The organism is Kitasatospora sp. NBC_01246, from assembly GCF_036226505.1.
Classification (GTDB): Bacteria; Actinomycetota; Actinomycetes; order Streptomycetales; family Streptomycetaceae; genus Kitasatospora.
The window spans coordinates 2,874,459-2,895,378 of record NZ_CP108484.1 but is presented as its reverse complement, the minus strand read 5'-3'; the positions used below and the strand labels follow the sequence as shown (position 1 = coordinate 2,895,378).

The window sequence follows — 20,920 nt, the reverse complement described above, 5'->3', positions numbered from 1 at the left end:
ACCGACCGGCGGCCCTGGGGGAGGACTGGGATGGCCTCGATTTGGGAGTACCTGCGCGGGGAGCGGAACACCCTGGACCCGGGCGGGCAGCACAAGATCACACTCACCAAGTCGACGCCGCAGCACGCGATCACCGGGGCCGCGGCCACCACCGGCTACCTCTACGTCAACCTGCACTGGACCACCCGGATAGGAGCGCCGCGCTCCTCCGGCCGGGACGCGCTCAAGCGCTGGTTCAGCCCGCGCATCCTCAGCCCGGTGGAGCCGGACACGCAGCAGGGCGCCCAGCTCAACGTCGACCTCGACCTGGCCTGCATGTACGAACTGTCCGACGGCAGCCGGGGCGTGGTGCAACCGCTCGGCGGCTACTTCGGGGACCTCCAGCGCGCGCCCTTCGTCAAGCTCAGCGGCGACGACCAGTACGGGGCGCCGTCCGGCGAGACGATGTACGTGAACCTGGAGAAGAAGGACCAGTTCAAGCGGCTGCTCATCTTCGTCTACATCTACGACGGCACACCCGCGTTCGAGCAGGCCAACGCGGTGGTGACGATCGTGCCGCAGACCGGTCCGCGGATCGAGATCAAGCTGGAGGAACGCGCCCCGGCCGCCCGTTCCTGCGCGGTGGTGCTGATCGAGAACTCCGGGGACAACCAGCTGACGGTGCGCCGCGAGGTGCGCTACGTCAACGGTTTCCAGGCGGACATCGACCGGCTGTACGGCTTCGGGATGCAGTGGCAGCGCGGGTACAAGGGCCCGTCCGGGCCGGAGTAGCGGCCCCGCGCGGCGGTCAGCGGGGCTGGAACTGCGGGCCCTGCGGCGGCAGCGCGAACTCCTCGGGGGCGGCCGGGGGCTGCGGGGCCGGCGGCGCGGGCTGCTGGGCCTGCTGCTGGGACGGCGGCGCGGTGGCCGACTGGGGGTAGCCGTAGCCGCCCTGCTGCTGCGGTGCGGGCTGCGGCGGGTACCCGTAGGTGCCCTGCTGCTGCGGGTAGGGCTGCTGCGGTGCCTGGTGGGCCGGCTGCGGGTAGCCGTACCCGGGGCGCGGGGCCTGCTGGGGATAGCCGTAGCCGCCCTGCTGGGGGCCGGGCTGCGGGTACCCGTACCCCGGTTGCCGGGCCGGGGGCGCGGGCGGGACGGTCGGCGCGGTCGTCGGCATCGCGGGCGGCGCCTGCGGCGGCGGCGGAGCGTGGGCGGGTACGGCCGGGGCCGACGCGGGCGGCTGCGGGGCGGCGGCCTGCGCGGCGCCGAGCGGGACGGCGGGCGCCAGGGTGTACGTGCCCGGCTCGGGGCGGGCGACGGGGCGCGGGTCCGGCACGGCGGCGCGCGGGTCGGCCGGACCGGCGCCGCGGGCGTCCGCCGCGCCGTCCTCGACGGTGATCCCGAAGTCGGTGGCCAGGCCGATCAGCCCGGACGCGTAGCCCTGGCCGACGGCCCGGAACTTCCACGACCCGGCCCGGCGGTAGAGCTCGCCCGCGACCAGCGCGGTGACGTCGTCGTTCTCGGGCATCGCGAACTCGGCGAGCGCTGCGGCGCCCTCGCCGGCGCCGGCGTCGAAGAGCAGCAGGCGCAGCCCGGTCACGGAGCGGAACGATCCGGCCTCGGAGGAGCCGGCCAGCACCACCCGGTCCACCTCGGGCGGCAGCTTGGCGAGCTCCGCCTCCACGGTGTCGGCGATCTCGGCGCCGGCGGCGGTCTGCTGCTTGGGCAGGTGGCGCACCAGGCCCGACGGGTGCCTCGGCTGGTTGTAGAAGACGAAGTCGGCATCCGAACGAACCCTGCCCTCGGCGCCGAGGAGCAGCGCGGAGGCGTCCACGTCCGGCGCACCGGGCGTGGCGCTCCAGCGCAGCACGGCGCGGACCGCCGCCACCGGCAGTGCGATGTTGGCGCCCTTGGCCATCACGTGCGTCATAGCGGACCATCCTGCCTGTTCGCCACCCCTTCGGACAACGTGACCGGAGGGGGCGCGGCCATCGGACTTTGCCAATGCTTGCGGTTTGTGAAGCGGAGGGTAATCTTCCGAGAATTCGATGTTTCCGAATCGCATTCGACCGGAAGTCGTCCGTACGATAGGCGGCCAGAGGGCCCCGGGGGGGTTCGGCGAGGGGGATCAGCAGCGCGCGCCCGGGAACCACCGGGCCCGGTGGACCGGTTAACCATCGTGACGCCCCGCACCCCGCAACGGTGCCCGACGGCCCGCACTCCGACCTCCCGCAGCCCGACTCCCCACCTGATCGCGGCACCCCCCGAGCCGCCTCCGCACTCCCTCCCGGCCCCCTTCCGCACCCCCGAGCACCGCCCGAACCTCCCCGAGCACGAGCCCCGCACGCCCCTGAGCACGAACCCCGCACGCCCCTGAGCACGAACCCCGCACGCCCCTGAGCACGAACCCCGCCGGGACCGGCGGCCGCAACCCCTGAGGAGAGCACCATGCGCCATTTCGGCCACCTCGCCGACGACGTACGCGGCCGGCTCTTCCTCGAACAGCCCAGGGCCTTCTCGGCGGAGAGCGACGCGGCCGTCCTCGCCACCGCGCTGGGCGCGACCCTCTACAGCCCCGCCACCCGGCCCACGCTGGGTGAGGACATCCGCAAGCAGGCGGGTCGAGGCGTGGTCTCGATGGTGCTCTGCCTGGAGGACGCGATCGCCGACCACGAGGTGACCGCGGCCGAGGCCAACCTGGTGGTGCAGCTCGGCGAGCTCTTCGAGGGGCCGCACGGCGGGCTTCCGTCGCGGGGCGGGGCACCCGGCGCGGCCGGGGAGGCGGCGGTCCGCGACGACCTGCGGGCGCGCGGCGAGGTGCGCCCGGAGATGCCCGGCGGGTGGCTCGGGAAGGTGCGGGGAGTGACGCCCGAGCCGGTCGAGGCCGCCGAAACCTCCACGGCTCGCACACAGGATCTGCCCCTCCTCTTCATCAGGGTCCGAGCAGCCTCCCAGATCACCGACCTGGCCGGCCGGCTCGGCCCGGCGATCGGGCTGCTCACCGGTTTCGTCCTGCCGAAGTTCACCGACGAGAGCGGCGGCGAGTTCCTGGAGGCGCTCGCCGGAGCCGAGGCGGCCACCGGCCGCCGGCTGTTCGCCATGCCCGTCCTGGAGTCCCCCGAACTGGCCCACCTGGAGACCCGCCGCGAGCAGCTGTTCGGCATCGCCCGGCTGCTCGACAAGCACCGCGAGCGCGTCCTCGCCGTCCGGCTCGGAGTCACCGACCTCTGCTCCGCGTACGGGCTGCGCCGCTCGCCCGACCTGACCGCGTACGACGTCGCGCTGGTCGCGTCGGTGATCGGGGACGTGGTCAACGTGCTCGGCCGGGCCGACGGCACCGGGTTCACCGTGACCGGTCCGGTCTGGGAGTACTTCCCCGTCCAGGAGCGGATGTTCAAGCCGCAGCTGCGCCGCACCCCGTTCGCCGAGGCGGAGCCCTCCGGGGTGGCCGTGCGCCAGCGGATCATCGACCACGACCTGGACGGCCTGATCCGCGAGATCGAGCTCGACCGGGCCAACGGACTGCTCGGCAAGACCTGCATCCACCCCAGCCACGTCCCCGCCGTGCACGCGCTCTCCGTGGTCACCCATGAGGAGTACAGCGACGCGCGGGACATCCTGGACCAGGAGCGAGGCGGCGGCGGGGTGCTGCGTTCGGCGTACACCAACAAGATGAACGAGGCCAAGCCGCACCGGGCCTGGGCCGAGCGGGTGATGCTGCGCGCCGAGGTGTTCGGGGTGGCGAGGGAGGACGTCAGCTTCGCGGAGCTGCTCTCGGCCTGCCTCTGCGGCTGACCGCGGGGGCTCGTGGCGCGTGGGTCTCTCGCGCTTCTCGTACCTCGCGGGCCGCTCGTACCTTTCGTACCTCTCGCGTTTCCCGTACCTCTCGGACCGACCGCACGACTCGCACCGCTTCGCACCGACCGCACGACTCGCACCGCTTCGCACCGACCGCACGACTCGCACCATCGAAGGCAGGACCAGTAGTGACAGCACAGCAAGAGTGGACCGGTCGCTGGGTGGCCGACCGGGCGGGCGTCGGTCTGACCGGCTCGGACCGCCTCCCCGACCTGGTCGGCCTCGCCCTGCGCGAGAACCCCAAGCGCGCCCACCTGCTGGTCTCCACCGTGCTCGGCAAGCACGTCCCGCAGCGCCCGTCCGTGGTGCACGGCGCCGGTCTCGACCTCGGCCGCCTGGTGCGCGAGCTGCTGGGCGAGGAGGCGGCCGCCCGTGCCGTCGTGCTCGGCTACGCCGAGACCGCCACCGGCCTCGGCCACAGCGTCGCCGACGCCCTGGACGCCCCCTACCTGCACTCCACGCGCCGCCCGGTGGCCGGGCTGACCCCGGTCGGCGGCTTCGAGGAGGAGCACTCGCACGCCACCTCCCACCTGCTGCTGCCCGCCGACCCCGCGCTGCTGGCCGGTGACGGCCCGCTGGTCCTGGTGGACGACGAGTTCTCCACCGGCAACACCGTGCTCAACACCATCCGCGAGCTGCACGCGCGCCACCCGCGCGCCCACTACGTCGTGGTCGCCCTGGTCGACCTGCGCGACGAGAGTGACCGCCGCCGACTGGTCGACACCGCCGCCGAACTCGGCACCCGGCTCGACCTGGTCGCCGCGGCCGGCGGCGGCGTCGAGCTGCCGGCCGACATCCTCGCCCGCGCCGCCGAGCTGATCGCCGAGGTCGGCCCCGCGCCGGAGCCGCCCCCGGCCGCCCCCGCCCCGCTGGTCCGGGTCGCCCTCGACTGGCCCGCGGGCCTGCCGGACGGCGGACGGCACGGCTTCAGCGCCGCGCACCGGGCACAACTCGAAGAGGCGCTCCCGCGGTTGGCGTCCCAGCTGGCCGCCGCGCTGGAGCCGGGCGACGCCGGCCCGGCAGCGGGAGAGGGCCCGGCGGCGGGCGAGGGCCCGGCGGCGGGCGAGGGCCGGGAGTCCGGCGCGGCCGGCTCCGGCCGGGTGCTGGTCCTCGGCTGCGAGGAGCTGATGTACGCGCCGCTGCGCCTCGCCGGCGCCCTCGCGGACCACCTCCCCGACGGCGAGGAGCGGGTCCGCTACTCCACCACCACCCGCTCGCCCGTCCTCGCGGTGGACGACCCCGGCTACGCCATCCGCACCCGGCTCTCCTTCCCCGCCCACGACGATCCGCAGGACGGCGGTTCGCGCGAGCGCTTCGTCTACAACGTCGCCCCCGGCGCCGACCCGGCCCGCCGCTTCGACGCGGTGGTGCTGGTGGTCGACGACGTGGCCGACACCCCCGAACTGCACGACGGCGAACGCTCTCTGCTCGCCCAGCTGCGGCAGGTCACCGACCGGGTGGTGCTCGCCGTGCTGCCCTCGCACCGGCCGGTCCCGGCCGTCCGGCCGGAGCGGAGCGCGCTGCCCGTGCCGCTGCACGGCCCGGAGTTCTCCTCCTACCGCGCCGACGAGGTCTCCTGGCTGCTCAAGGACCTCTCCGACGTCCCGCTGGAGGCCCCGACCGAGGAGCGCGAGGAGGCCGTCCAGAACGGCGGCGCCCACTATGCGGAGTCCCTGCCGGTGGAGTACCAGCCCAGCCCCGAGTACCAGGAGCTGTTCCACCAGGCCTTGCGGGTCTCCGCCCGCCGGATCGCGCTCGCCGTCGGCACCGTCGCGGAGACGCTGCTCCGCGAGCGGGGCCGCGGCCTGGTGCTCGCCTCGCTGGCCCGGGCCGGCACCCCGGTGGGCGTCCTGATCCGCCGCTGGCTGGCCTTCGCACACGGCCTGGACACCCCGCACTACGCCGTCTCGATCATCCGCGGCCGCGGCCTGGACCCGGTCGCCGTCCGCTACCTGGACGCCCACCACCACGCCCCCGACGTGGTGTTCGTGGACGGCTGGACCGGCAAGGGCGCGATCACCCGCGAACTCGCCGAGGCCCTGGCCGGCACCGCCTTCGACCCCGAACTGGCCGTCCTGGCCGACCCCGGCCGCTGCGTGCGCACCTACGGCACCCGGGACGACTTCCTCATCCCCTCCGCCTGCCTCAACTCGACCGTCTCCGGCCTGGTCTCCCGCACCGTGCTGCGCACCGACCTGATCGGCCCGGACGACTTCCACGGCGCCAAGCACTACACCGAACTGGCCGGCGGGGACGTCTCCGGCGCCTTCCTGGACACCGTCGCCGACCACTTCGCCGAGGTCCTGGACGAGGTGCGGACGGCGGCCGACCGGCTCGCCGCCGAGGACCGCACCCCCGACTGGGCCGGCTGGGCCGCCGTCGAGCGGATCAGCACCGAGTACGGCATCGACAACGTCAACCTGGTGAAGCCCGGCGTCGGCGAGACCACCCGGGTCATGCTGCGCCGCGTCCCCTGGCGGGTGCTGGCCCGCCGCGGCACCGGCGCCGACCTCGACCACGTCCGCCTGCTCGCCGCCCAGCGCGGCATCCCCGTCGAGGAGGTCGACGACCTGCCGTACTCGTGCGTCGGCCTGATCCACCCCCGCTACAGCCGGGGAGCGACCGGCGCCTCCGGCACGGCCGTCCTGGTGAAGGAGTCCTGAACCCGATGAGCAGCCCCAGTGGTTTCCTGGTCGCGAGCGACCTCGACCGCACCCTGATCTACAGCAACCGCGCCCTCGCCCTGGACGTGCCCGACCGGCTCGCACCGCGGTTGCTCTCCGTCGAGGTGCACGACGGCAAGGCGCTCTCGTTCATGACCGAGCAGGCCGCCGGGCTGCTCGTCGAACTCGCCCGCGAAGCCCTGCTCGTCCCCGCCACCACCCGGACCAGGACGCAGTACGAACGGGTCAACCTGCCCGGCCCGACGCCCGGTTGGATCCCCGCCTACGCGATCTGCAGCAACGGCGGCCGGCTGCTCGTCGACGGCGTCCCGGACGAGGACTGGCAGGCCGAGGTGGCCGGCCGGCTGGCCACCGCGTCGGTGCCGCTGGCCGAGGTGGTCGAACACCTGGCGCTCAGCGCGGACCCGGAGTGGACCCACAAGCGCCGGGTCGCCGACGAGCTCTTCGCCTACCTGGTCGTCGAACGCGCCGAGCTGCCGGCCGGCTGGCTCGACGAACTCACCGGCTGGTGCGCCGAGCGCGGGTGGACGGTCTCGCTGCAGGGCCGCAAGGTCTACGCCGTCCCGGCGCCGCTGAGCAAGAGCGCGGCGCTGGCCGAGGTCGAGCGGCGCGTCGGCGGCGCCACCGTGCTGGCCGCCGGCGACTCGCTGCTCGACGCGGACCTGCTGCTGGCCGCCGACGCGGCCTGGCGCCCCGGGCACGGGGAACTCGCCGACAGTGGCTGGACGGCCCCCGGGGTCACCGCGCTCGACCAGGTGGGCGTGGCGGCGGGGGAGGAGATCATCCGTCAGTTCCTGGCCCGTGTCCGGGGCGGGGCAGGCGTGGGTGTGGGTGTGGGTGCGGGCCCGGAGGTCTCGCGGACCGTCGGTGCGGAGGGCCCGCGGACCGTCGGTGCGGAGGTCTCGCGGACCGCCGACTCGGACGGCGGGCCGGAGGCCGGCTCGCTGGAGTCCGTGGCCAAGGGCTGAGGCCCGGCGCCGCCGGCCGTTCCGCGCTCAGGTCAGCCGCTCCCCGTGCCCGCCGGCCGTTCCGCGCTCAGGTCAGCCGCAGCAACCGCCGCCGCAGCAGCCGCCCCCGCCACCGGACGGGGCCTGCTGCGCGGCGCCGCCGGACGCGCCGCCGGTGACGGCGACGGCCGACAGCAGCTTCACGGTGTCCTCGTGCCCCTGCGGGCAGACCGCGGGGTCGTTGGCCTGCGCCATCGTGCGGCGGAGTTCGAAGGTGGCCCCGCAGGAGCGGCAGCGGAAGTCGTAGCGTGGCATACCCGCAGGGTAGCCCGGCGCGGGCCGGCGGTGCAGGGGGCCCGCACGATCCGTGGGGGGCCGCCGAGGTCGGCGGGGCCGCCAAGGTCCCGGGGTCCCCGGGGCTGCCGGGGCTGCCGGGGCCGCCGGCCGGGTGGCCGGGGGCGGCTCGCGCTACCGATGGCCGCCCAGGTCCTCGCGGATCAGCTCCACCACCTGCGCCGCCGTCTCCCGCACCGCCGCCAGCTCGGTCAGGAAGTGCCAGTAGTCGGGGTGCCGGCCGGCCGTCTCCAGCGCCTCGACCGCCCGGTCCAGCCGGCCGACCGCCGCGTCCAGCGGAGCCGCGTGCCGCGGGTCCGGCGCCTGCCGCCCCGCCATCGCGAGCCGCTGGGCGTCCCGGAGCGCGAAGCGGGTCCGCTCGATCTCCCGGTTCGGATCGTGCTGCACCTCGTTCAGCTGCCGCAGCCGCTCGTTCACGGCGACCACCGAGCCGTCCGCGGTGTCCAGCAGCGCGCGCACCGTGCCGAGCGCGCCGGTCGCGTCCGGCCAGCGCTGCTCGTCGCGCGCCCGCGCCGCCTCGGCGAGCTTCTGCTCCGCCGCCCGCCCCGCCTCCGCCACCTGGTCCGGCACTCGTTGGAGGTCCTGCCAGCACGCCGTGGCGAACCGCCGCCGAAGCTCGCTCAGGGCCGGCTCCACCGTGCCGGCCTTGGTCTCCAGCGCCTGGATCCGGGTCCGCAGGCTGGCCACCCGCCGGTCGATCTCCCGGGCCCGCTCCGGCAGGTGCTCCGCGTCCGCCGTGATCGCGTCGGCCCGCTCCTTCACCCGCTCCGCGCGCTGCAGCGTCGCCGCCACCCCGTGCCGACCCGCGCCCTCGTTCAGCCGGCCCAACTCCGGGCTCAGCTCCGCCAACCGGGCCGCCAGGTCGTCCGCCTTCAGCCCCGCGCCGCGCACCGCCTCCAGCGTGGTGGTCGCGGTCAGCAACGACCGCTTCGCCCCCTCCACCGCCGGGGTCACCCGCATCAGCTGCGACTCGGCGTGCTGCAGCACCGGCTGCAACCGCTGCAGGAAGCCGTCCAGCTCAGCCTGCGCCGACCCGAGCTGCCCCTTCACGTCCTGCAACTGGTGCCGGGCCCGCGCCGCGGCACCGGACTCCAGCTCCTCGGCATCCAGATCGTGCGCGTCCAGCGCCGCCAGGTAGTTCACGGTCACCTGGTCCACCCGGCCGGAGATCGCCTCGAAATCCGCCGCCGCCCGCTGCGCCGTCGCGCCGTCCTCCGCCGCCCGCACCGTCTCCACCGCCAGCCGCACCTCGCGCTGGGTGGAGTCCAATTCGTAGAACGCCTGCTGCGCCGCGTCCCGGGCCGCCTTCGCGTCCGCCCGCACCCCCTCGCCGCCGCGCCGGCCCCACCAGCCCCCGCCCGTACCGAACGACGCCGCCCCGGCGGCGCCCAGCGCGCCCGCGATCACCAGCGGCAACACCAGGGCCTCGGCCACCGCACTCCCCGGCCGCCGCCCCCACCCACTCCCGTCGGCCACCCTCACTGCGCGCTCCCTGTTCCGACCGCTGATCCACTGCCCATTGTTCCCGATCGCCCCACCACACCGGCACCCCCACCCGTCCCACTCCCCGAGCGCCCGCACCACACCACCCCCGGGACCAGGTACTCTAGGCAGTCGTCGTGCCCCCACCGGGCCGCGACGGGGGGCGCGTAGCTCAGTGGTAGAGCGCTGCTCTTACAAAGCAGATGTCGGCGGTTCGAAACCGTCCGCGCCCACCAGCCCAAATGCCCCGGACCGATCATGGTCCGGGGCATTTGACACCTCAGACCGACATCAGTGACGACGCTTGAGCAGTCGGTCCATGTTCCCGAGCGCCTCGCGCTGGGTGTCCTGGGCCACGTGATCAGGTGAGGTTGGCGGGAAGAGCCCGGACCCGTCCGCCCTTCCCATGCGTACATCGAGAACGTCGGCCCCTTCCAGCTGCGCGAGCGCGTGCCGGACAGTTTCCCGAGCGGCACCAGTCCTCTGGGCGAGTCGAGCGTCTGAGCGATCGCGGTGAGTCGGTCGAGCACCGGGGTACCTTGGGCTCGGCGCCCGCGACGACCCAACTGACACCGGGCTGCGATCGGATCAGGCCCTTGGCAGCCAGAACAGCCAGAACATCGAGCGCGCGCTTCACCGTGGTGCGGGCGACGGAGTGCTCCTCCACCAGCGCGGCTTCAGAGGGAAGCGACGTCATCGTAGAGTCCCTGCCAAGGCCTTTCTGGTCGCCGGTGCAGATGTCGCAATCCACCGGTCGGCCCGCGGAGTCGACAGCGGCATGGACCTTGCTGCTCAACCCGCCCCGGGAGCGGCCGAGTCAGGCTCTCGCGGCCAGTCCGGACGACTCGTGGTGGGCCCGGACGATCGTCGGCCCAGGTCGGGACGGTTGTTCTGGTCTGGGCCGCAGGCGTTTGCGGGGAGGGGGCGGGTGGGCGGATTGATCATCGGGGGAGCGGGTAGCCCCGGGGCATGATCGGAGGTGATCGCTGATGGGCGGACAGACTTCGGCCGAGGTGGCCGGGGAGGCTGACGGGCCGGCGCAGGGTGAGAGTCGGGCCGAGCTGTCGTCGCGGCTGAACTGGTTGCGGGCGGCCGTGCTCGGGGCCAATGACGGTGTGGTCTCGACGGCGGGAATCGTGACCGGTGTCGCCGGGGCGTCGGGTTCGCGGACGGCGCTGGTGGTGGCGGGGGTGGCGGGTCTGCTGGCCGGGGCGATGTCGATGGCGGCCGGGGAGTACGTCTCGGTCAGCACGCAACGTGACACCGAGCAGGCCGCGTTGGCGAAGGAGCGGCGCGAGCTGGCGGAGGATCCGGAGGGGGAGCTGGACGAGTTGACCGACTTCTTCCGGGGCGCCGGGCTCGACGACGGCCTGGCCCGTCGGGTGGCCGTGGAGCTCACCGAGCGGGACGCGCTGGCGGCGCACGCGCACACCGAGCTGGGGATCGACCCGGAGGCGCTCACCAACCCCTGGCAGGCGGCGTTCGCCAGCGCCGCCGCGTTCACGCTGGGGGCGCTGGTGCCGTTGCTCGCCGTGCTGTTGCCGCCGGAGTCCTGGCGGCTGGGCGTGACGGTGGCGGCCGTCCTGCTGGCGCTCACCGCGTCGGGCTGGGTGAGCGCCCGGCTGGGCGGCGCGGGGCCGCTGCGGGCAGTGCTGCGGAACGTGGCGGGCGGCTCGCTGGCGATGGTCGTCACCTACAGCGGCGGTGTCCTGCTCGATCGGGTGACGGGCGGCTGACCGGCACCTGACCGGCGTCCGAGCAGGTGCGGGGCCAGGGAGGCTGTGTTTGTGTGAGCGCAGACTGCTTGGGAGAGGTGAACCACGGTGACCATGCCCCCGTTCGGATCGAGCGATCCGTTCTCCGACCTGCTCAGCCGGTTCTTCGGCATGAGTCCGACGGCCTCCCCGCCCGCCGTGCAGCGGGTGCCGATCGGGCGGCTGCTGAGCGAGTCCTCGCAGGAGTTGCTGGCGCTCGCCGCGCGACGCGCCACCGAGGACGGGAGCAGCGACCTCGACACCGCTCATCTGGTCTGGGCCGCCACCAAGGTGGAGGCCTCGCGGCGGATGCTGGAGCGTGCCGGCATCGACCCCGAGCAGCTCGCCGAGGACCTGGGCAGGGAACTGCCGTCCGGGGGCGGGGCGCAGACGCCAGGCGGCCGCCCGGCGCTCACGCCGTCCGCCAAGCGCGCGCTGCTCGCCGCGCACGCCCGTTCCCAGGAGGCCGGCGCGTCGTACATCGGGCCGGAGCACATCCTCGGCGCGCTGCTGGACGAGGAGCGCTCCGGCGCCGGCACGGCGCTGCGCAACGCGGCGCCCTCGCCGGAGGCGCTGCGCACGGTGATGGAAGGGCGCGGGACGGGTGGTGAGCGCAGCGGCACCGGCGCGCGGCCGAGCCAGACGCCCACGCTGGACGAGTACGGCCGGGACCTGACCGAGGAGGCGCGGGCGGGCAGGCTGGATCCGGTGGTCGGCCGGGCCGAGGAGATCGAGCAGACCGTCGAGATCCTCTCCCGCCGGACCAAGAACAACCCGGTGCTGATCGGCGAACCCGGCGTCGGCAAGACCGCCATCGTGGAGGGTCTGGCGCAGCGGATCGTCTCCGGGGACGTGCCGCAGAGCCTGCGGGAGAAGCGGGTGGTCGCCCTCGACCTCACCGGGCTGGTGGCGGGTTCCAAGTACCGGGGCGAGTTCGAGGAACGGCTGAAGAGCGTGATCGACGAGGTCACGGCGGCCGAGAAGAGCGTGATCCTCTTCCTGGACGAGCTGCACACCGTGGTCGGCGCGGGCGGTGGCGGCGAGGGTTCGATGGACGCGGGCAACATCCTCAAGCCGGCGCTGGCCCGCGGCGAACTGAGCGTGGTGGGCGCCACCACCCTGGACGAGTACCGCAAGCACGTGGAGAAGGACGCCGCGTTGGAGCGCCGCTTCCAGCCGGTGCTGGTGCCGGAGCCGAGCGTCGAGGAGACGGTCGAGATCCTGCACGGGCTGCGTGACGCCTACGAGGCGCACCACCAGGTGCGGTTCACCGACGAGGCGCTGGACGCCGCCGCGAGCCTCTCCGACCGCTACGTGAGCGACCGCTTCCTGCCCGACAAGGCGATCGACCTGCTGGACCAGGCCGGTGCGCGGGTGCGGCTGCGGAGCCTGAGCGGCTCCACCGAGGCGATGCCGGTGCAGGACCGGATCACCAAGCTGCGCCGGGAGCTGGAGGAGGCCGTCGCGGACGAGGAGTTCGTGCGGGCCGCCAACCTCAAGACCGAGCTGCGGCAGACCGAGGACGAGCTGGCCGCGGTCAGGGAGTCGCGCGAGGAGGTCGTCGCGGTCACCGCGGAGGACATCGCGCAGGTGCTCTCGGGCCGGACGGGCATCCCGGTCGCGGAGCTGAACGCGACCGAGCGCGAGCGGCTGCTCCAGCTGGAGGAGCACCTGCACCGGAAGGTGATCGGGCAGGACCAGGCCGTCACGGCGGTCGCCCAGGCGGTGCGGCGCGGCCGGGCCGGGATGGGCGACCCGGAGCGGCCGACCGGGTCCTTCCTGTTCCTCGGGCCGACCGGCGTCGGCAAGACCGAACTCGCGAAGGCGCTGGCCGAGCTGCTGTTCGGTGACCCGGACCGCATGATCCGCTTCGACATGAGCGAGTTCCAGGAGAAGCACACCGTCTCCCGGCTGGTCGGCTCGCCGCCCGGGTACGTCGGCTACGACGAGGCGGGGCAGCTCACCGAGGCGGTCCGCCGCAAGCCGTACAGCGTGCTGCTCTTCGACGAGGTGGAGAAGGCGCATCCGGACGTCTTCAACCTGCTGCTCCAGGTGCTGGACGACGGGCGGCTGACGGACGCCCAGGGGCGCACGGTCGACTTCCGCAACACCGTGGTGATCATGACCAGCAACATCGGCTCGCAGCGGATCCTGGAGCACGCGGGCGACGTGGACGAGATCAGGGACGACCTGATGGGGGACCTGCGGACGCACTTCCGGCCGGAGTTCCTCAACCGGATCGACGAGGTGATCGTCTTCCACGCGCTCTCCCGCAAGGACCTCCTGAAGGTGGTCGACCTGATGCTGGAGCGGAGCCGGCGCCGGCTGAAGGCGCAGAACATCGACCTGGAGATCACCGACGGGGCCAAGGAGTGGCTGGTCAACCGGGGCTACCAGCCGGAGTTCGGGGCGCGGCCGCTGCGCCGCACCATCCAGTCCGAGCTGGACAACCGGATCTCCAACCTGCTGCTGGACGGCACGGTGCGAGAGGGGGACACGCTGATCGCGGAGGTGGACGGGGGCGAGCTGGTGGTGGCGCTGGCCCGGCCGGAGCCCTCGGCGAAGGCGGAGGACGCCTGGGCGAAGGCCGCCGATCCGCAGTAGCGGTGCGGTCGGCTCTGCCGGTGCGGACCAGGTCGGACCGGTCAGCGAGGTTCGGGCGTACTCCCGCGGGAGTACGCCCGAACGCCACCCCGGGGTGACGCGGTGGGCCGGGCCCGGGGTCTAGCCTTCCGGGCATGACGCCGCGTACACCCAAGCCGTCGCGGGCGCACCCCGGGCCGTCGTCGTCGGAGGAGCAGCCCGTGTCGGGAATGCCCCCTGGGGCGGGAGAGCATCCCCGGCCGGGGTCCGCCATGCCCGAGGGCGGGCGGGCCGAGCCCTGGCGCCCGCCGTGGGTGCGGGCGGCGAAGGCAGGCTGGCCGGTCGCCACCGCGCTGGTCGTCGCGGCGGTGCAGGTGGTGGGGTCCACGGCGGCCGCCGGCCACCAGAGCGGACGGGTCCAGCTGGACCCGTTCGGCTACCTGCTGCTGCTCCTTGGGCCGGCGTTGCTGGTGCTGCGCCGCCGGTGGCCGGTGGCGGCGGTGGCGGGGAGCTCGGCCGTCACGGTGCTGTACCTGGCCGCCGGCTATCCGTACGGGCCGGTCTTCGCCAGCTGGGTGATCGCCTGCTGCGTGGCGGTCGCCTCCGGGCACCGTCAGGCCGCCTGGGCGGGCCTCGGCGGGGTCTACCTCGCCCATGTGCTGATCACCTTCGTGGTGCCGGCCGACTGGCTGCGTACGGAGCCGCAGCAGATCGCCTGGTGGCAGGAGCTCGGGCTGGTGGCCTGGCTGCTGCTGGTGCTGTCGGTGGCCGAGATCGTCCGGTTCCGGCGGGAGCAGCTCGCCGCCCACCGCGAGTACCGCCAGCAGCAGGAGCAGCGCCGGGCCGACGAGGAACGGCTGCGGATGGCGCGCGAGTTGCACGACATCCTGGCGCACAGCCTGTCGCTGATCACGGTCCAGGCCGGGGTCGCGCTGGAACTGATCGACAGCAGGCCGGAGCAGGCCCGTACGGCGCTCACGACGATCAAGGCGACCAGCAAGGAGGCCCTCGGCGAGGTCCGCCAGGTGCTGGGGACGCTGCGCGGGCCGGGTACGGCCGCGCCGCGCGGTCCGGCGCCCGGGCTGGCCCGGCTCGACGAGCTGACCGAGCAGGCGCAGCGGGCCGGGCTGGCCGTCGAGGTGCGCGAGACGGGTGACCGGCGCGCACCGGCCGCCGGCGTCGACCTCACGGCGTTCCGGATCGTCCAGGAGGCGTTGACCAACGTGATCCGGCACTCGGTGGCCCGGCGGGCCACGGTCGGTCTGGACTGGTCGGACCCGACCGCGCTGGTCGTCACGGTCGACGACCCCGGTCCGGCCGCGGTCGGCGACGCGGGTGGCACCGGCAGCGGGCTCATCGGCATGCGGGAGCGGGCCGCCGCGTTCGGCGGCGCCATCACGGCGGGGCCGCTGGTCGGCGGCGGATTCCGGGTCCGGGCGAGGCTGCCCACGACCGGTGCGGAGGACGAGTGATTCGGGTACTGCTGGCGGAGGACGAGTGATTCGGGTACTGCTGGCGGACGACCAGTTGCTGGTGCGGGCGGGCTTCCGGGCGCTGCTCGACCAGCAGGACGACCTCACGGTGGTCGGTGAGGCGGACGACGGCGACGCCGCCGTCCGACTCGCCCGCGAACTCCGCCCGGACGTCGTCCTGATGGACATCCGGATGCCTCGGACGGACGGGCTGGAGGCGACCCGGCGGATCGCCGCCGATCCGGCCCTGACCGAGGTGCGGGTGGTCGTGCTGACCACCTTCGAGCTGGACGAGTACGTCTTCGAGGCCCTGCGATCGGGGGCGGCCGGCTTCCTGGTCAAGGACACCGAGCCGGCCGAGCTGCTGCGTGCCGTGCGGGTCGCGGCCGCGGGGGACGCGCTGCTCTCGCCGGGGGTGACGCGCCGTCTGATCGGCGAGTTCGCCGCCCGCTCCAAGGCGCCGGAGCAGACCCCGGCGGGGCTCTCGGACGTCTCGGCGCTCACCGAGCGGGAGCGGGAGGTGCTGGCGCTGGTGGGTCTGGGGCTGTCCAACGCGGACATCGCCCGCCGACTGGTGGTCAGCCCGCTGACCGTCAAGACGCACGTCAGCCGGGCGATGGTGAAGCTCGGCGTGCGGGACCGGGCGCAACTCGTCGTGCTGGCCTACGAGTCGGGGCTGGTCCGGCCCGGCTGGCTGGGCTGAGCGCGGCTTCCGGCGGGTGGGGGCCCGGGTCTGGACGACGTCCCGGCCCGGGCCTTCTCGTATGCCCTGGGCCGTCCCGCACGCCCTGGGCCGGTACGTCGTACACCCCTTCCCCGTGCCTGTCCGCTACTTCCCAAGCGCGGCTGCCGGACCGTCCGTACTCCCGCGGGAGTACTTCAACGGCCGCTGCCCGGAGGACGCGGGAGCAGGCTCCCCGGCGGGACGCTCTAGGCGTTTCGGGACGCACCCCGAAGCGGCTGAAGCCCACCGCCGAGGAGATGAACCACCATGTACACGCTGCTGGCCGACCACGACGGGCATTGGCCCGGTCCCTGGATCCTGCTGATCCCGCTCGCCTGGGCCGCCGTGGTGTTCCTTGTGATCGTCGTGCTGCGCCGGACGGTCTGGCGCCGCGGCTGCGGTGCCGGGGCGGACCACCCGCTGGCCGTCCTCGGCCGCCGGTACGCCGAGGGCGCCATCGACGCGGAGGAGTACCGCGCCAAGCGGGCCGTCCTCACCGAGAGCCGGCGCGGGCGCGAGCAGGGCCGAGGGGGCGCGGGGAAGTGAGCACACTCGATGTCGTACGCGACACCGCCGCGCGGGTCGTCGACGCCGTGAAGGTCTACGGCGTCGGCGACACCGTGGTCCGGGCGCTGGACCACGTCACGGTCGACTTCCCGGCCGGGGGGTTCACCGCGATCATGGGGCCGTCCGGTTCGGGCAAGTCCACCCTGATGCACTGCGCGGCGGGCCTCGACACCCTCACCGCGGGCCGGGCCTACATCGGCGGTACCGAGCTCGGCCCGCTCGGCGACCGGCGCCTCACCCTGCTGCGCCGGGAGCGGATCGGCTTCGTCTTCCAGGCGTTCAACCTGGTACCCACACTGACCGTCCGGGAGAACATCACCCTCCCGCTCGACCTGGCCGGCGCCGCACCTGACCGGGGCTGGCTGGACGCGCTGATCGACATCGTCGGCCTCGGCGACCGGCTGCACCACCGCCCGAGCGAACTCTCCGGTGGCCAGCAGCAGCGCGTCGCCGTGGCCCGGGCGCTTGCCGGGCGGCCCCAGGTGGTCTTCGCCGACGAGCCGACCGGCAACCTCGACTCCCGCACCGGCGGCGAGGTGCTCGGCCTGCTGCGCCGGGCGGTCGACGAGATGGGGCAGGCCGTCGTCATGGTCACCCACGACCCGACCGCGGCCGGCTACGCCGACCAGGCCCTGTTCCTCGCCGACGGCCGGCTGGTCGACCGGATGGAACAGCCGAGCGCCGACCGGGTGCTGGACCGGATGAAGGCCTTCGAACGGGGGCGGTCATGAGTTCCACGACGGCCGCCGCGACCGCTGCCGCCCGGCTCAGTGTGCGCTCCCTGGGAGCGCACAAGCGGCGCCTGGTCGGCACCTTCCTCTCGATCCTGCTCGGGGTCGCCTTCCTGGCCGGGACGATGGTGCTTGGCGACACCCTGCGCTCCAACTTCGACACGCTGTTCGCCGACGCCAACGCCGGTACCGACGTGGTGGTCCGCAGCGCCGACGTCCTGGACTCCCCCGGGACACCCGGAGGTGTCCGGGCACCCGTCGACACGGCGCTCACCGAGCGGCTGCGGGCCGTCCCCGGGGTGGCCGCCGCCGAGGCGTCGATCCAGGGCGCCGGCCAACTGGTCGGCAGTGACGGCAAGCCGGTCGGCGGGCAGGGGCCGCCGACCCTGGCCGGGAACTGGCTCACCGACAGCCGGCTCAACCCCTACCGGCTCGCCGAGGGACACCCGCCGCAGGCGCCCGGCGAGGCCGTGGTCAACCGCGGCGCGGCGAAGGCCGGCGGGCTGCACATCGGCTCCACCACCGTGCTGCGCACCCCTGACCCGGTGACCGTCACCGTCGTCGGCATCGCCACCTTCGGGGACAGCGCGGACGGGATGGGCCCGAGCACCTTCACCGCACTCACGCTGGCCGACGCCGAACGCCACCTCACTCCCAAGGGCGCCGGTCAGGCCGGCTCGATCCAGGTCCGGGCGGCGGACGGGATCTCCCAGCAGGAGCTGGTGAGGAGGGTCGCCCAGGAGCTGCCCGGCGGGGTGGAGGCGATCACCGGTACGGCGGCCACCCAGGAGAGCACCGCGATGGTCTCGGGGCGGTTCCTGACGATGTTCACCACCCTGCTGCTGGTCTTCGCCGGGATCGCCCTGCTGGTCGCGACCTTCACCATCCACAACACCTTCGCGATCGTGGTCGCCCAGCGGACGAGGGAGAACGCCCTGCTGCGGGCGCTCGGGGCGGTGCGGGGCCAAGTGCTGGGGGCGACCCTGGCGGAGGCGCTGGTCGTCGGTGCGCTCGCCTCGCTCGGCGGGCTGCTCGCCGGGATCGGCGTGGCCGCAGGGCTCAAGGCACTGTTCTCGGCACTCGGCTTCTCGCTGCCGACGGGCGGCATGGTGATCAGTACGGCCGCGGTCGTGCTGCCGCTGCTCGTGGGCACGCTGGTCGCGGTCGGCTCGGCGCTCCTGCCGGCCGTCCGGGCCGGGCGCACCGCGCCGCTGGCGGCGCTGCGCGAGACGGGAGTGGACCGGGCGGCCGAGGGGTGGTCCGGCAGGGCCCGGGTCGGGCTCGGCGGCCTGCTGGTAGCGGCGGGTGTCCCGGTCACCGTTCTCGGCGCGACGGACGGGCCGTCGGTCGCCCTGACCACCGGGGGTGGGCTGGCCGTCCTGGCCGGTGTGGTGGTGCTCGGTCCGGTCGCCGCGGCACTCGCCGTCCGGGCGCTGGGCGCGCCGCTGCCACGGCTGCGCGGGGTGTCCGGCACGCTCGCCCGGCGCAACGCGGCCCGCAACCCGCGCCGCACGGCGGCCACGGCGAGTGCCCTGATGATCGGCGTCGCGGTGGTCACGCTGTTCACGGTGTTCGGCGCCTCGGTCAAGGCCACCCTGGATTCCACGGTGAGCTCGTCCTTCGCCGGTGACCTCGCCGTCACCGCGCCCTCCTTCGGTGCGGGCGGCAGCGGGGTCAGCCCCAAGCTGGCGGACGCGCTCGCCCAACTGCCGGAGGTGCGACAGACGGTGGGCCTCGGCCGAGGCGTGGCGCGGATCGACGGTCACGGGCGGGTCCTGGACGTCACCGACCCGGCGCGACTGACCGGGATCGTCGACCTCGGCCGCGTCGACGGCGCCCTCGACGCGCTCGGCACCGACGGCCTGGCGGTGGCTCGCAGCGAGGCGGAGCAGCGCGGCTGGCGGCTCGGCCAGAGCGTGACCGTCGCCTTCACGGACGGCGTGAGCGGCCCCTTCACGATCCGCGCCCTGTACGACGAGAGCGGTCTGGCCGGGGACTATCTGATCACCCGCCAGGCGTGGGCGCCGCACCGCGGGCAGGACGCGGACACCATGGTCGCCGTCGGGCTCAAGGCCTCCGTGCCGCTCGCTGCGGGCCGGGCCGCCGTCGAGAAAGCCGCCGCCCCCTTCGGGAACCCTCAGGTGCAGGACCGGGCGCAGTACGCGGCGAGCGCGGCCGGCGGGGTCGACATGATGCTCTCGGTGGTCTACGCGCTGCTGGCCCTGGCGGTGCTGATCGCCCTGCTCGGCATCGCCAACACCCTGACCCTCGCCGTGCACGAGCGGACCAGGGAGCTGGGGCTGCTCCGGGCGGTCGGCCAGACCAGGGCGCAGCTGCGGGGCATGGTGCGCTGGGAGTCCGTCCTGGTGGCGGCCTTCGGGACGGTCGGTGGGCTCGGTCTCGGGGCGTTCCTCGGCTGGGCGCTGGTGCGGGCCTCGGACAGTGCCGGGACGGCCTCGTTCGCGATCCCGCCGGGACAGCTCGCGGTGGTGCTGGTGGCCGGACTGGCGGCGGGCGCGGTCGCGGGCCTGCGCCCGGCAGGCCGGGCGGCGCGGCTCGACATCCTCAGGGCGATCGCGACGGAATGAGGAGGTGTGGCATGAGGAGGCGCGGGGTGACAGGACGACGAGGTGACGGCCGTCGGGGCGGCGGCCGGGTGAGCGCAGGGTGGGTGAGCCGGCGGGCCGTCACGCGCCGTGGGCCCACCCGGCCCACCTGGCCCACCTGGCCCACCTGGCCCACCTGGCCCCCGGCCACCGGTCCGAGCCGGCGCCGGCTCGGTCACCTCGGCCCGACCGGCGTTCCGTCCAGCCGGGCACCGGGGTCGCCCCGGTGCCCGGCCGGGCGGATCCAACCCGGCCGGGTCCGGCGCTCGGTCGAGCTAGGGGAACACCTGACGCAGCAGCGGGTCCGGCAGGCCGCGGCGGCGCCACTCGCGGGGGTAGCCCAGCGAGACCTCCTCGAAGCGGACGCCGTCGTAGTTGGTCACCCGAGGGATGTGCAGGTGCCCGTAGATCATCGCGGCGGTGTTGAAGCGCCGGTGCCAGTCCGCCGTCAGCTCGGTGCCGCACCACTGGGCGAACTCCGGATACCAGAGGATCTCGGTGGGCTGGCGGACCAGCGGGTAGTGGTTGACCAGGACCAGCGGCAGCTCCGGGTCGCAGGCCGCCAGGCGCTTCTCGGTGAGCCGGACGCGCTCACGGCACCAGGAGTCGCGGTCGGGGAACGGGTCCGGGTGGAGCATCCGCTCGTCCGAGCAGACCACACCGCTGTTGTACGCGGCTTCCAGGGACTCCTTCTTGGTGGTCGTACCGGGAGCCCGGAAGGTGTAGTCGTACAGCAGGAACAGCGGCGCGATGGCGACCGGTCCGCCGGCGCCCTCCCAGACCGGGTACGGGTCCTCGGGAGTGACGACACCGAGTCGGCGGCAGAGGTCCACCAGGTACTCGTAGCGGGCGACACCCCGCAGCTGCACCGGGTCGTCGGGGTGGGTCCAGAGCTCATGGTTGCCGGGGGCCCAGATGACCCGGGCGAAGCGCTCGGCGAGCAGGCTCAGGGACCACTCGATGGTGGTGCTGATCTCGGCGATGTCACCGGCGACGATCAGCCAGTCGTCGGGCGAGTCGGGTTGCAGCTTCGCCACCAGGTCGCGGTTCTCCTGGTAGGAGACGTGCAGATCGCTGACGGCGAGCAGCCGACCGGCCCGTCCGGGGCCTCCCGTCCGCCCCGACTGCGCGTCACTCTGGTACTCGGTCGTCACTCCAGCCCCCATGTCGTCACCCGGCCGA

At 74.3% G+C, this 20,920-nt stretch carries 15 protein-coding genes, 1 tRNA gene and 1 pseudogene; 12 read left to right on the top strand and 5 right to left on the bottom strand.

Going from position 1 to position 20,920, the window contains the following annotated elements:
- The first annotated feature begins 30 nt into the window (after nucleotides 1–30).
- Nucleotides 31–771 (top strand): Tellurium resistance, encoded by a 741-nt coding sequence (locus OG618_RS12650; protein WP_329487470.1) that lies wholly within the window; start codon nucleotides 31–33, stop codon nucleotides 769–771.
- A gap of 16 nt (nucleotides 772–787) precedes the next feature.
- Here the strand turns inward: OG618_RS12650 and OG618_RS12645 are convergent, their stop codons facing one another.
- Nucleotides 788–1,906 carry a TerD family protein gene (locus OG618_RS12645; protein ID WP_329487469.1) on the bottom strand — a complete coding sequence of 373 codons (1,119 nt, stop codon included), beginning with the start codon at nucleotides 1,904–1,906 and terminating at the stop codon, nucleotides 788–790.
- A gap of 518 nt (nucleotides 1,907–2,424) precedes the next feature.
- On the opposite strand from OG618_RS12645, the gene OG618_RS12640 reads away from it, so the two are divergent.
- From OG618_RS12640 to OG618_RS12630, 3 genes and pseudogenes are all read left to right on the top strand, one after another.
- Nucleotides 2,425–3,771 carry an HpcH/HpaI aldolase/citrate lyase family protein gene (locus OG618_RS12640; protein WP_329487467.1) on the top strand — a complete coding sequence of 449 codons (1,347 nt, stop codon included), beginning with the start codon at nucleotides 2,425–2,427 and terminating at the stop codon, nucleotides 3,769–3,771.
- 191 nt (nucleotides 3,772–3,962) lie between these two features.
- Nucleotides 3,963–6,497 (top strand): phosphoribosyltransferase, encoded by a 2,535-nt coding sequence (locus tag OG618_RS12635; protein WP_329487466.1) that lies wholly within the window; start codon nucleotides 3,963–3,965, stop codon nucleotides 6,495–6,497.
- 5 nt (nucleotides 6,498–6,502) lie between these two features.
- Nucleotides 6,503–7,339 (top strand): annotated as a pseudogene (locus OG618_RS12630) (HAD family hydrolase); the annotation flags it as partial.
- 219 nt (nucleotides 7,340–7,558) lie between these two features.
- Here the strand turns inward: OG618_RS12630 and OG618_RS12625 are convergent.
- Both OG618_RS12625 and OG618_RS12620 read right to left on the bottom strand, forming a co-directional pair.
- Nucleotides 7,559–7,780 carry an FmdB family zinc ribbon protein gene (locus OG618_RS12625; RefSeq protein ID WP_329487465.1) on the bottom strand — a complete coding sequence of 74 codons (222 nt, stop codon included), beginning with the start codon at nucleotides 7,778–7,780 and terminating at the stop codon, nucleotides 7,559–7,561.
- Between the two features lie 153 nt (nucleotides 7,781–7,933).
- Nucleotides 7,934–9,253, bottom strand: coding sequence for a hypothetical protein (locus OG618_RS12620; RefSeq protein WP_329487464.1), 1,320 nt, complete (start codon nucleotides 9,251–9,253; stop codon nucleotides 7,934–7,936).
- Nucleotides 9,254–9,462: 209 nt separating this feature from the next.
- Here OG618_RS12620 and OG618_RS12615 point away from each other — a divergent pair.
- Nucleotides 9,463–9,537: transfer RNA gene (locus OG618_RS12615), tRNA-Val, on the top strand.
- Nucleotides 9,538–9,662: 125 nt separating this feature from the next.
- On the opposite strand, the gene OG618_RS38025 is transcribed toward OG618_RS12615, so the two are convergent.
- A complete protein-coding gene (locus OG618_RS38025) occupies nucleotides 9,663–9,998 on the bottom strand; it encodes a GntR family transcriptional regulator (RefSeq protein ID WP_442906789.1) in 336 nt (111 codons plus the stop codon).
- Between the two features lie 292 nt (nucleotides 9,999–10,290).
- Between OG618_RS38025 and OG618_RS12605 the strand changes: the two genes are divergently transcribed.
- From OG618_RS12605 to OG618_RS12575, 7 genes are all read left to right on the top strand, one after another.
- A complete protein-coding gene (locus OG618_RS12605; protein WP_329487463.1) occupies nucleotides 10,291–11,037 on the top strand; it encodes a VIT1/CCC1 transporter family protein in 747 nt (248 codons plus the stop codon).
- A 93-nt stretch (nucleotides 11,038–11,130) separates the two neighbouring features.
- Entirely contained in the window at nucleotides 11,131–13,659 is a 2,529-nt protein-coding gene (locus OG618_RS12600) for an ATP-dependent Clp protease ATP-binding subunit (protein WP_442906939.1), read from the top strand.
- Between the two features lie 251 nt (nucleotides 13,660–13,910).
- The gene (locus OG618_RS12595; RefSeq protein WP_329487461.1) at nucleotides 13,911–15,110 is read left to right on the top strand and encodes a sensor histidine kinase; all 1,200 of its coding nucleotides are present in this window, start codon (nucleotides 13,911–13,913) and stop codon (nucleotides 15,108–15,110) included.
- A 25-nt stretch (nucleotides 15,111–15,135) separates the two neighbouring features.
- The gene (locus tag OG618_RS12590) at nucleotides 15,136–15,813 is read left to right on the top strand and encodes a response regulator transcription factor (protein ID WP_329487460.1); all 678 of its coding nucleotides are present in this window, start codon (nucleotides 15,136–15,138) and stop codon (nucleotides 15,811–15,813) included.
- A gap of 288 nt (nucleotides 15,814–16,101) precedes the next feature.
- A complete protein-coding gene (locus OG618_RS12585; protein ID WP_329487459.1) occupies nucleotides 16,102–16,380 on the top strand; it encodes an SHOCT domain-containing protein in 279 nt (92 codons plus the stop codon).
- The gene (locus OG618_RS12580; protein WP_329487458.1) at nucleotides 16,377–17,132 is read left to right on the top strand and encodes an ABC transporter ATP-binding protein; all 756 of its coding nucleotides are present in this window, start codon (nucleotides 16,377–16,379) and stop codon (nucleotides 17,130–17,132) included. Before OG618_RS12585 ends, OG618_RS12580 begins: the two co-directional genes overlap by 4 nt.
- Nucleotides 17,129–19,720 carry an ABC transporter permease gene (locus OG618_RS12575; protein ID WP_329487457.1) on the top strand — a complete coding sequence of 864 codons (2,592 nt, stop codon included), beginning with the start codon at nucleotides 17,129–17,131 and terminating at the stop codon, nucleotides 19,718–19,720. Before OG618_RS12580 ends, OG618_RS12575 begins: the two co-directional genes overlap by 4 nt.
- A gap of 293 nt (nucleotides 19,721–20,013) precedes the next feature.
- On the opposite strand, the gene OG618_RS12570 is transcribed toward OG618_RS12575, so the two are convergent.
- Nucleotides 20,014–20,892, bottom strand: coding sequence for a metallophosphoesterase family protein (locus OG618_RS12570; protein WP_329487456.1), 879 nt, complete (start codon nucleotides 20,890–20,892; stop codon nucleotides 20,014–20,016).
- Between the last annotated feature and the right edge of the window lie 28 nt (nucleotides 20,893–20,920).

Coding starts and splice junctions, on each gene's coding strand:
- OG618_RS12650 (WP_329487470.1), top strand. CDS start 31: ATGGCCTCGATTTGGGAGTACCTGCGCGGGGAGCGGAACACCCTGGAC.
- OG618_RS12645 (WP_329487469.1), bottom strand. CDS start 1,906: ATGACGCACGTGATGGCCAAGGGCGCCAACATCGCACTGCCGGTGGCG.
- OG618_RS12640 (WP_329487467.1), top strand. CDS start 2,425: ATGCGCCATTTCGGCCACCTCGCCGACGACGTACGCGGCCGGCTCTTC.
- OG618_RS12625 (WP_329487465.1), bottom strand. CDS start 7,780: ATGCCACGCTACGACTTCCGCTGCCGCTCCTGCGGGGCCACCTTCGAA.
- OG618_RS38025 (WP_442906789.1), bottom strand. CDS start 9,998: ATGACGTCGCTTCCCTCTGAAGCCGCGCTGGTGGAGGAGCACTCCGTC.
- OG618_RS12605 (WP_329487463.1), top strand. CDS start 10,291: ATGGGCGGACAGACTTCGGCCGAGGTGGCCGGGGAGGCTGACGGGCCG.
- OG618_RS12600 (WP_442906939.1), top strand. CDS start 11,131: ATGCCCCCGTTCGGATCGAGCGATCCGTTCTCCGACCTGCTCAGCCGG.
- OG618_RS12595 (WP_329487461.1), top strand. CDS start 13,911: ATGCCCGAGGGCGGGCGGGCCGAGCCCTGGCGCCCGCCGTGGGTGCGG.
- OG618_RS12585 (WP_329487459.1), top strand. CDS start 16,102: ATGTACACGCTGCTGGCCGACCACGACGGGCATTGGCCCGGTCCCTGG.
- OG618_RS12575 (WP_329487457.1), top strand. CDS start 17,129: ATGAGTTCCACGACGGCCGCCGCGACCGCTGCCGCCCGGCTCAGTGTG.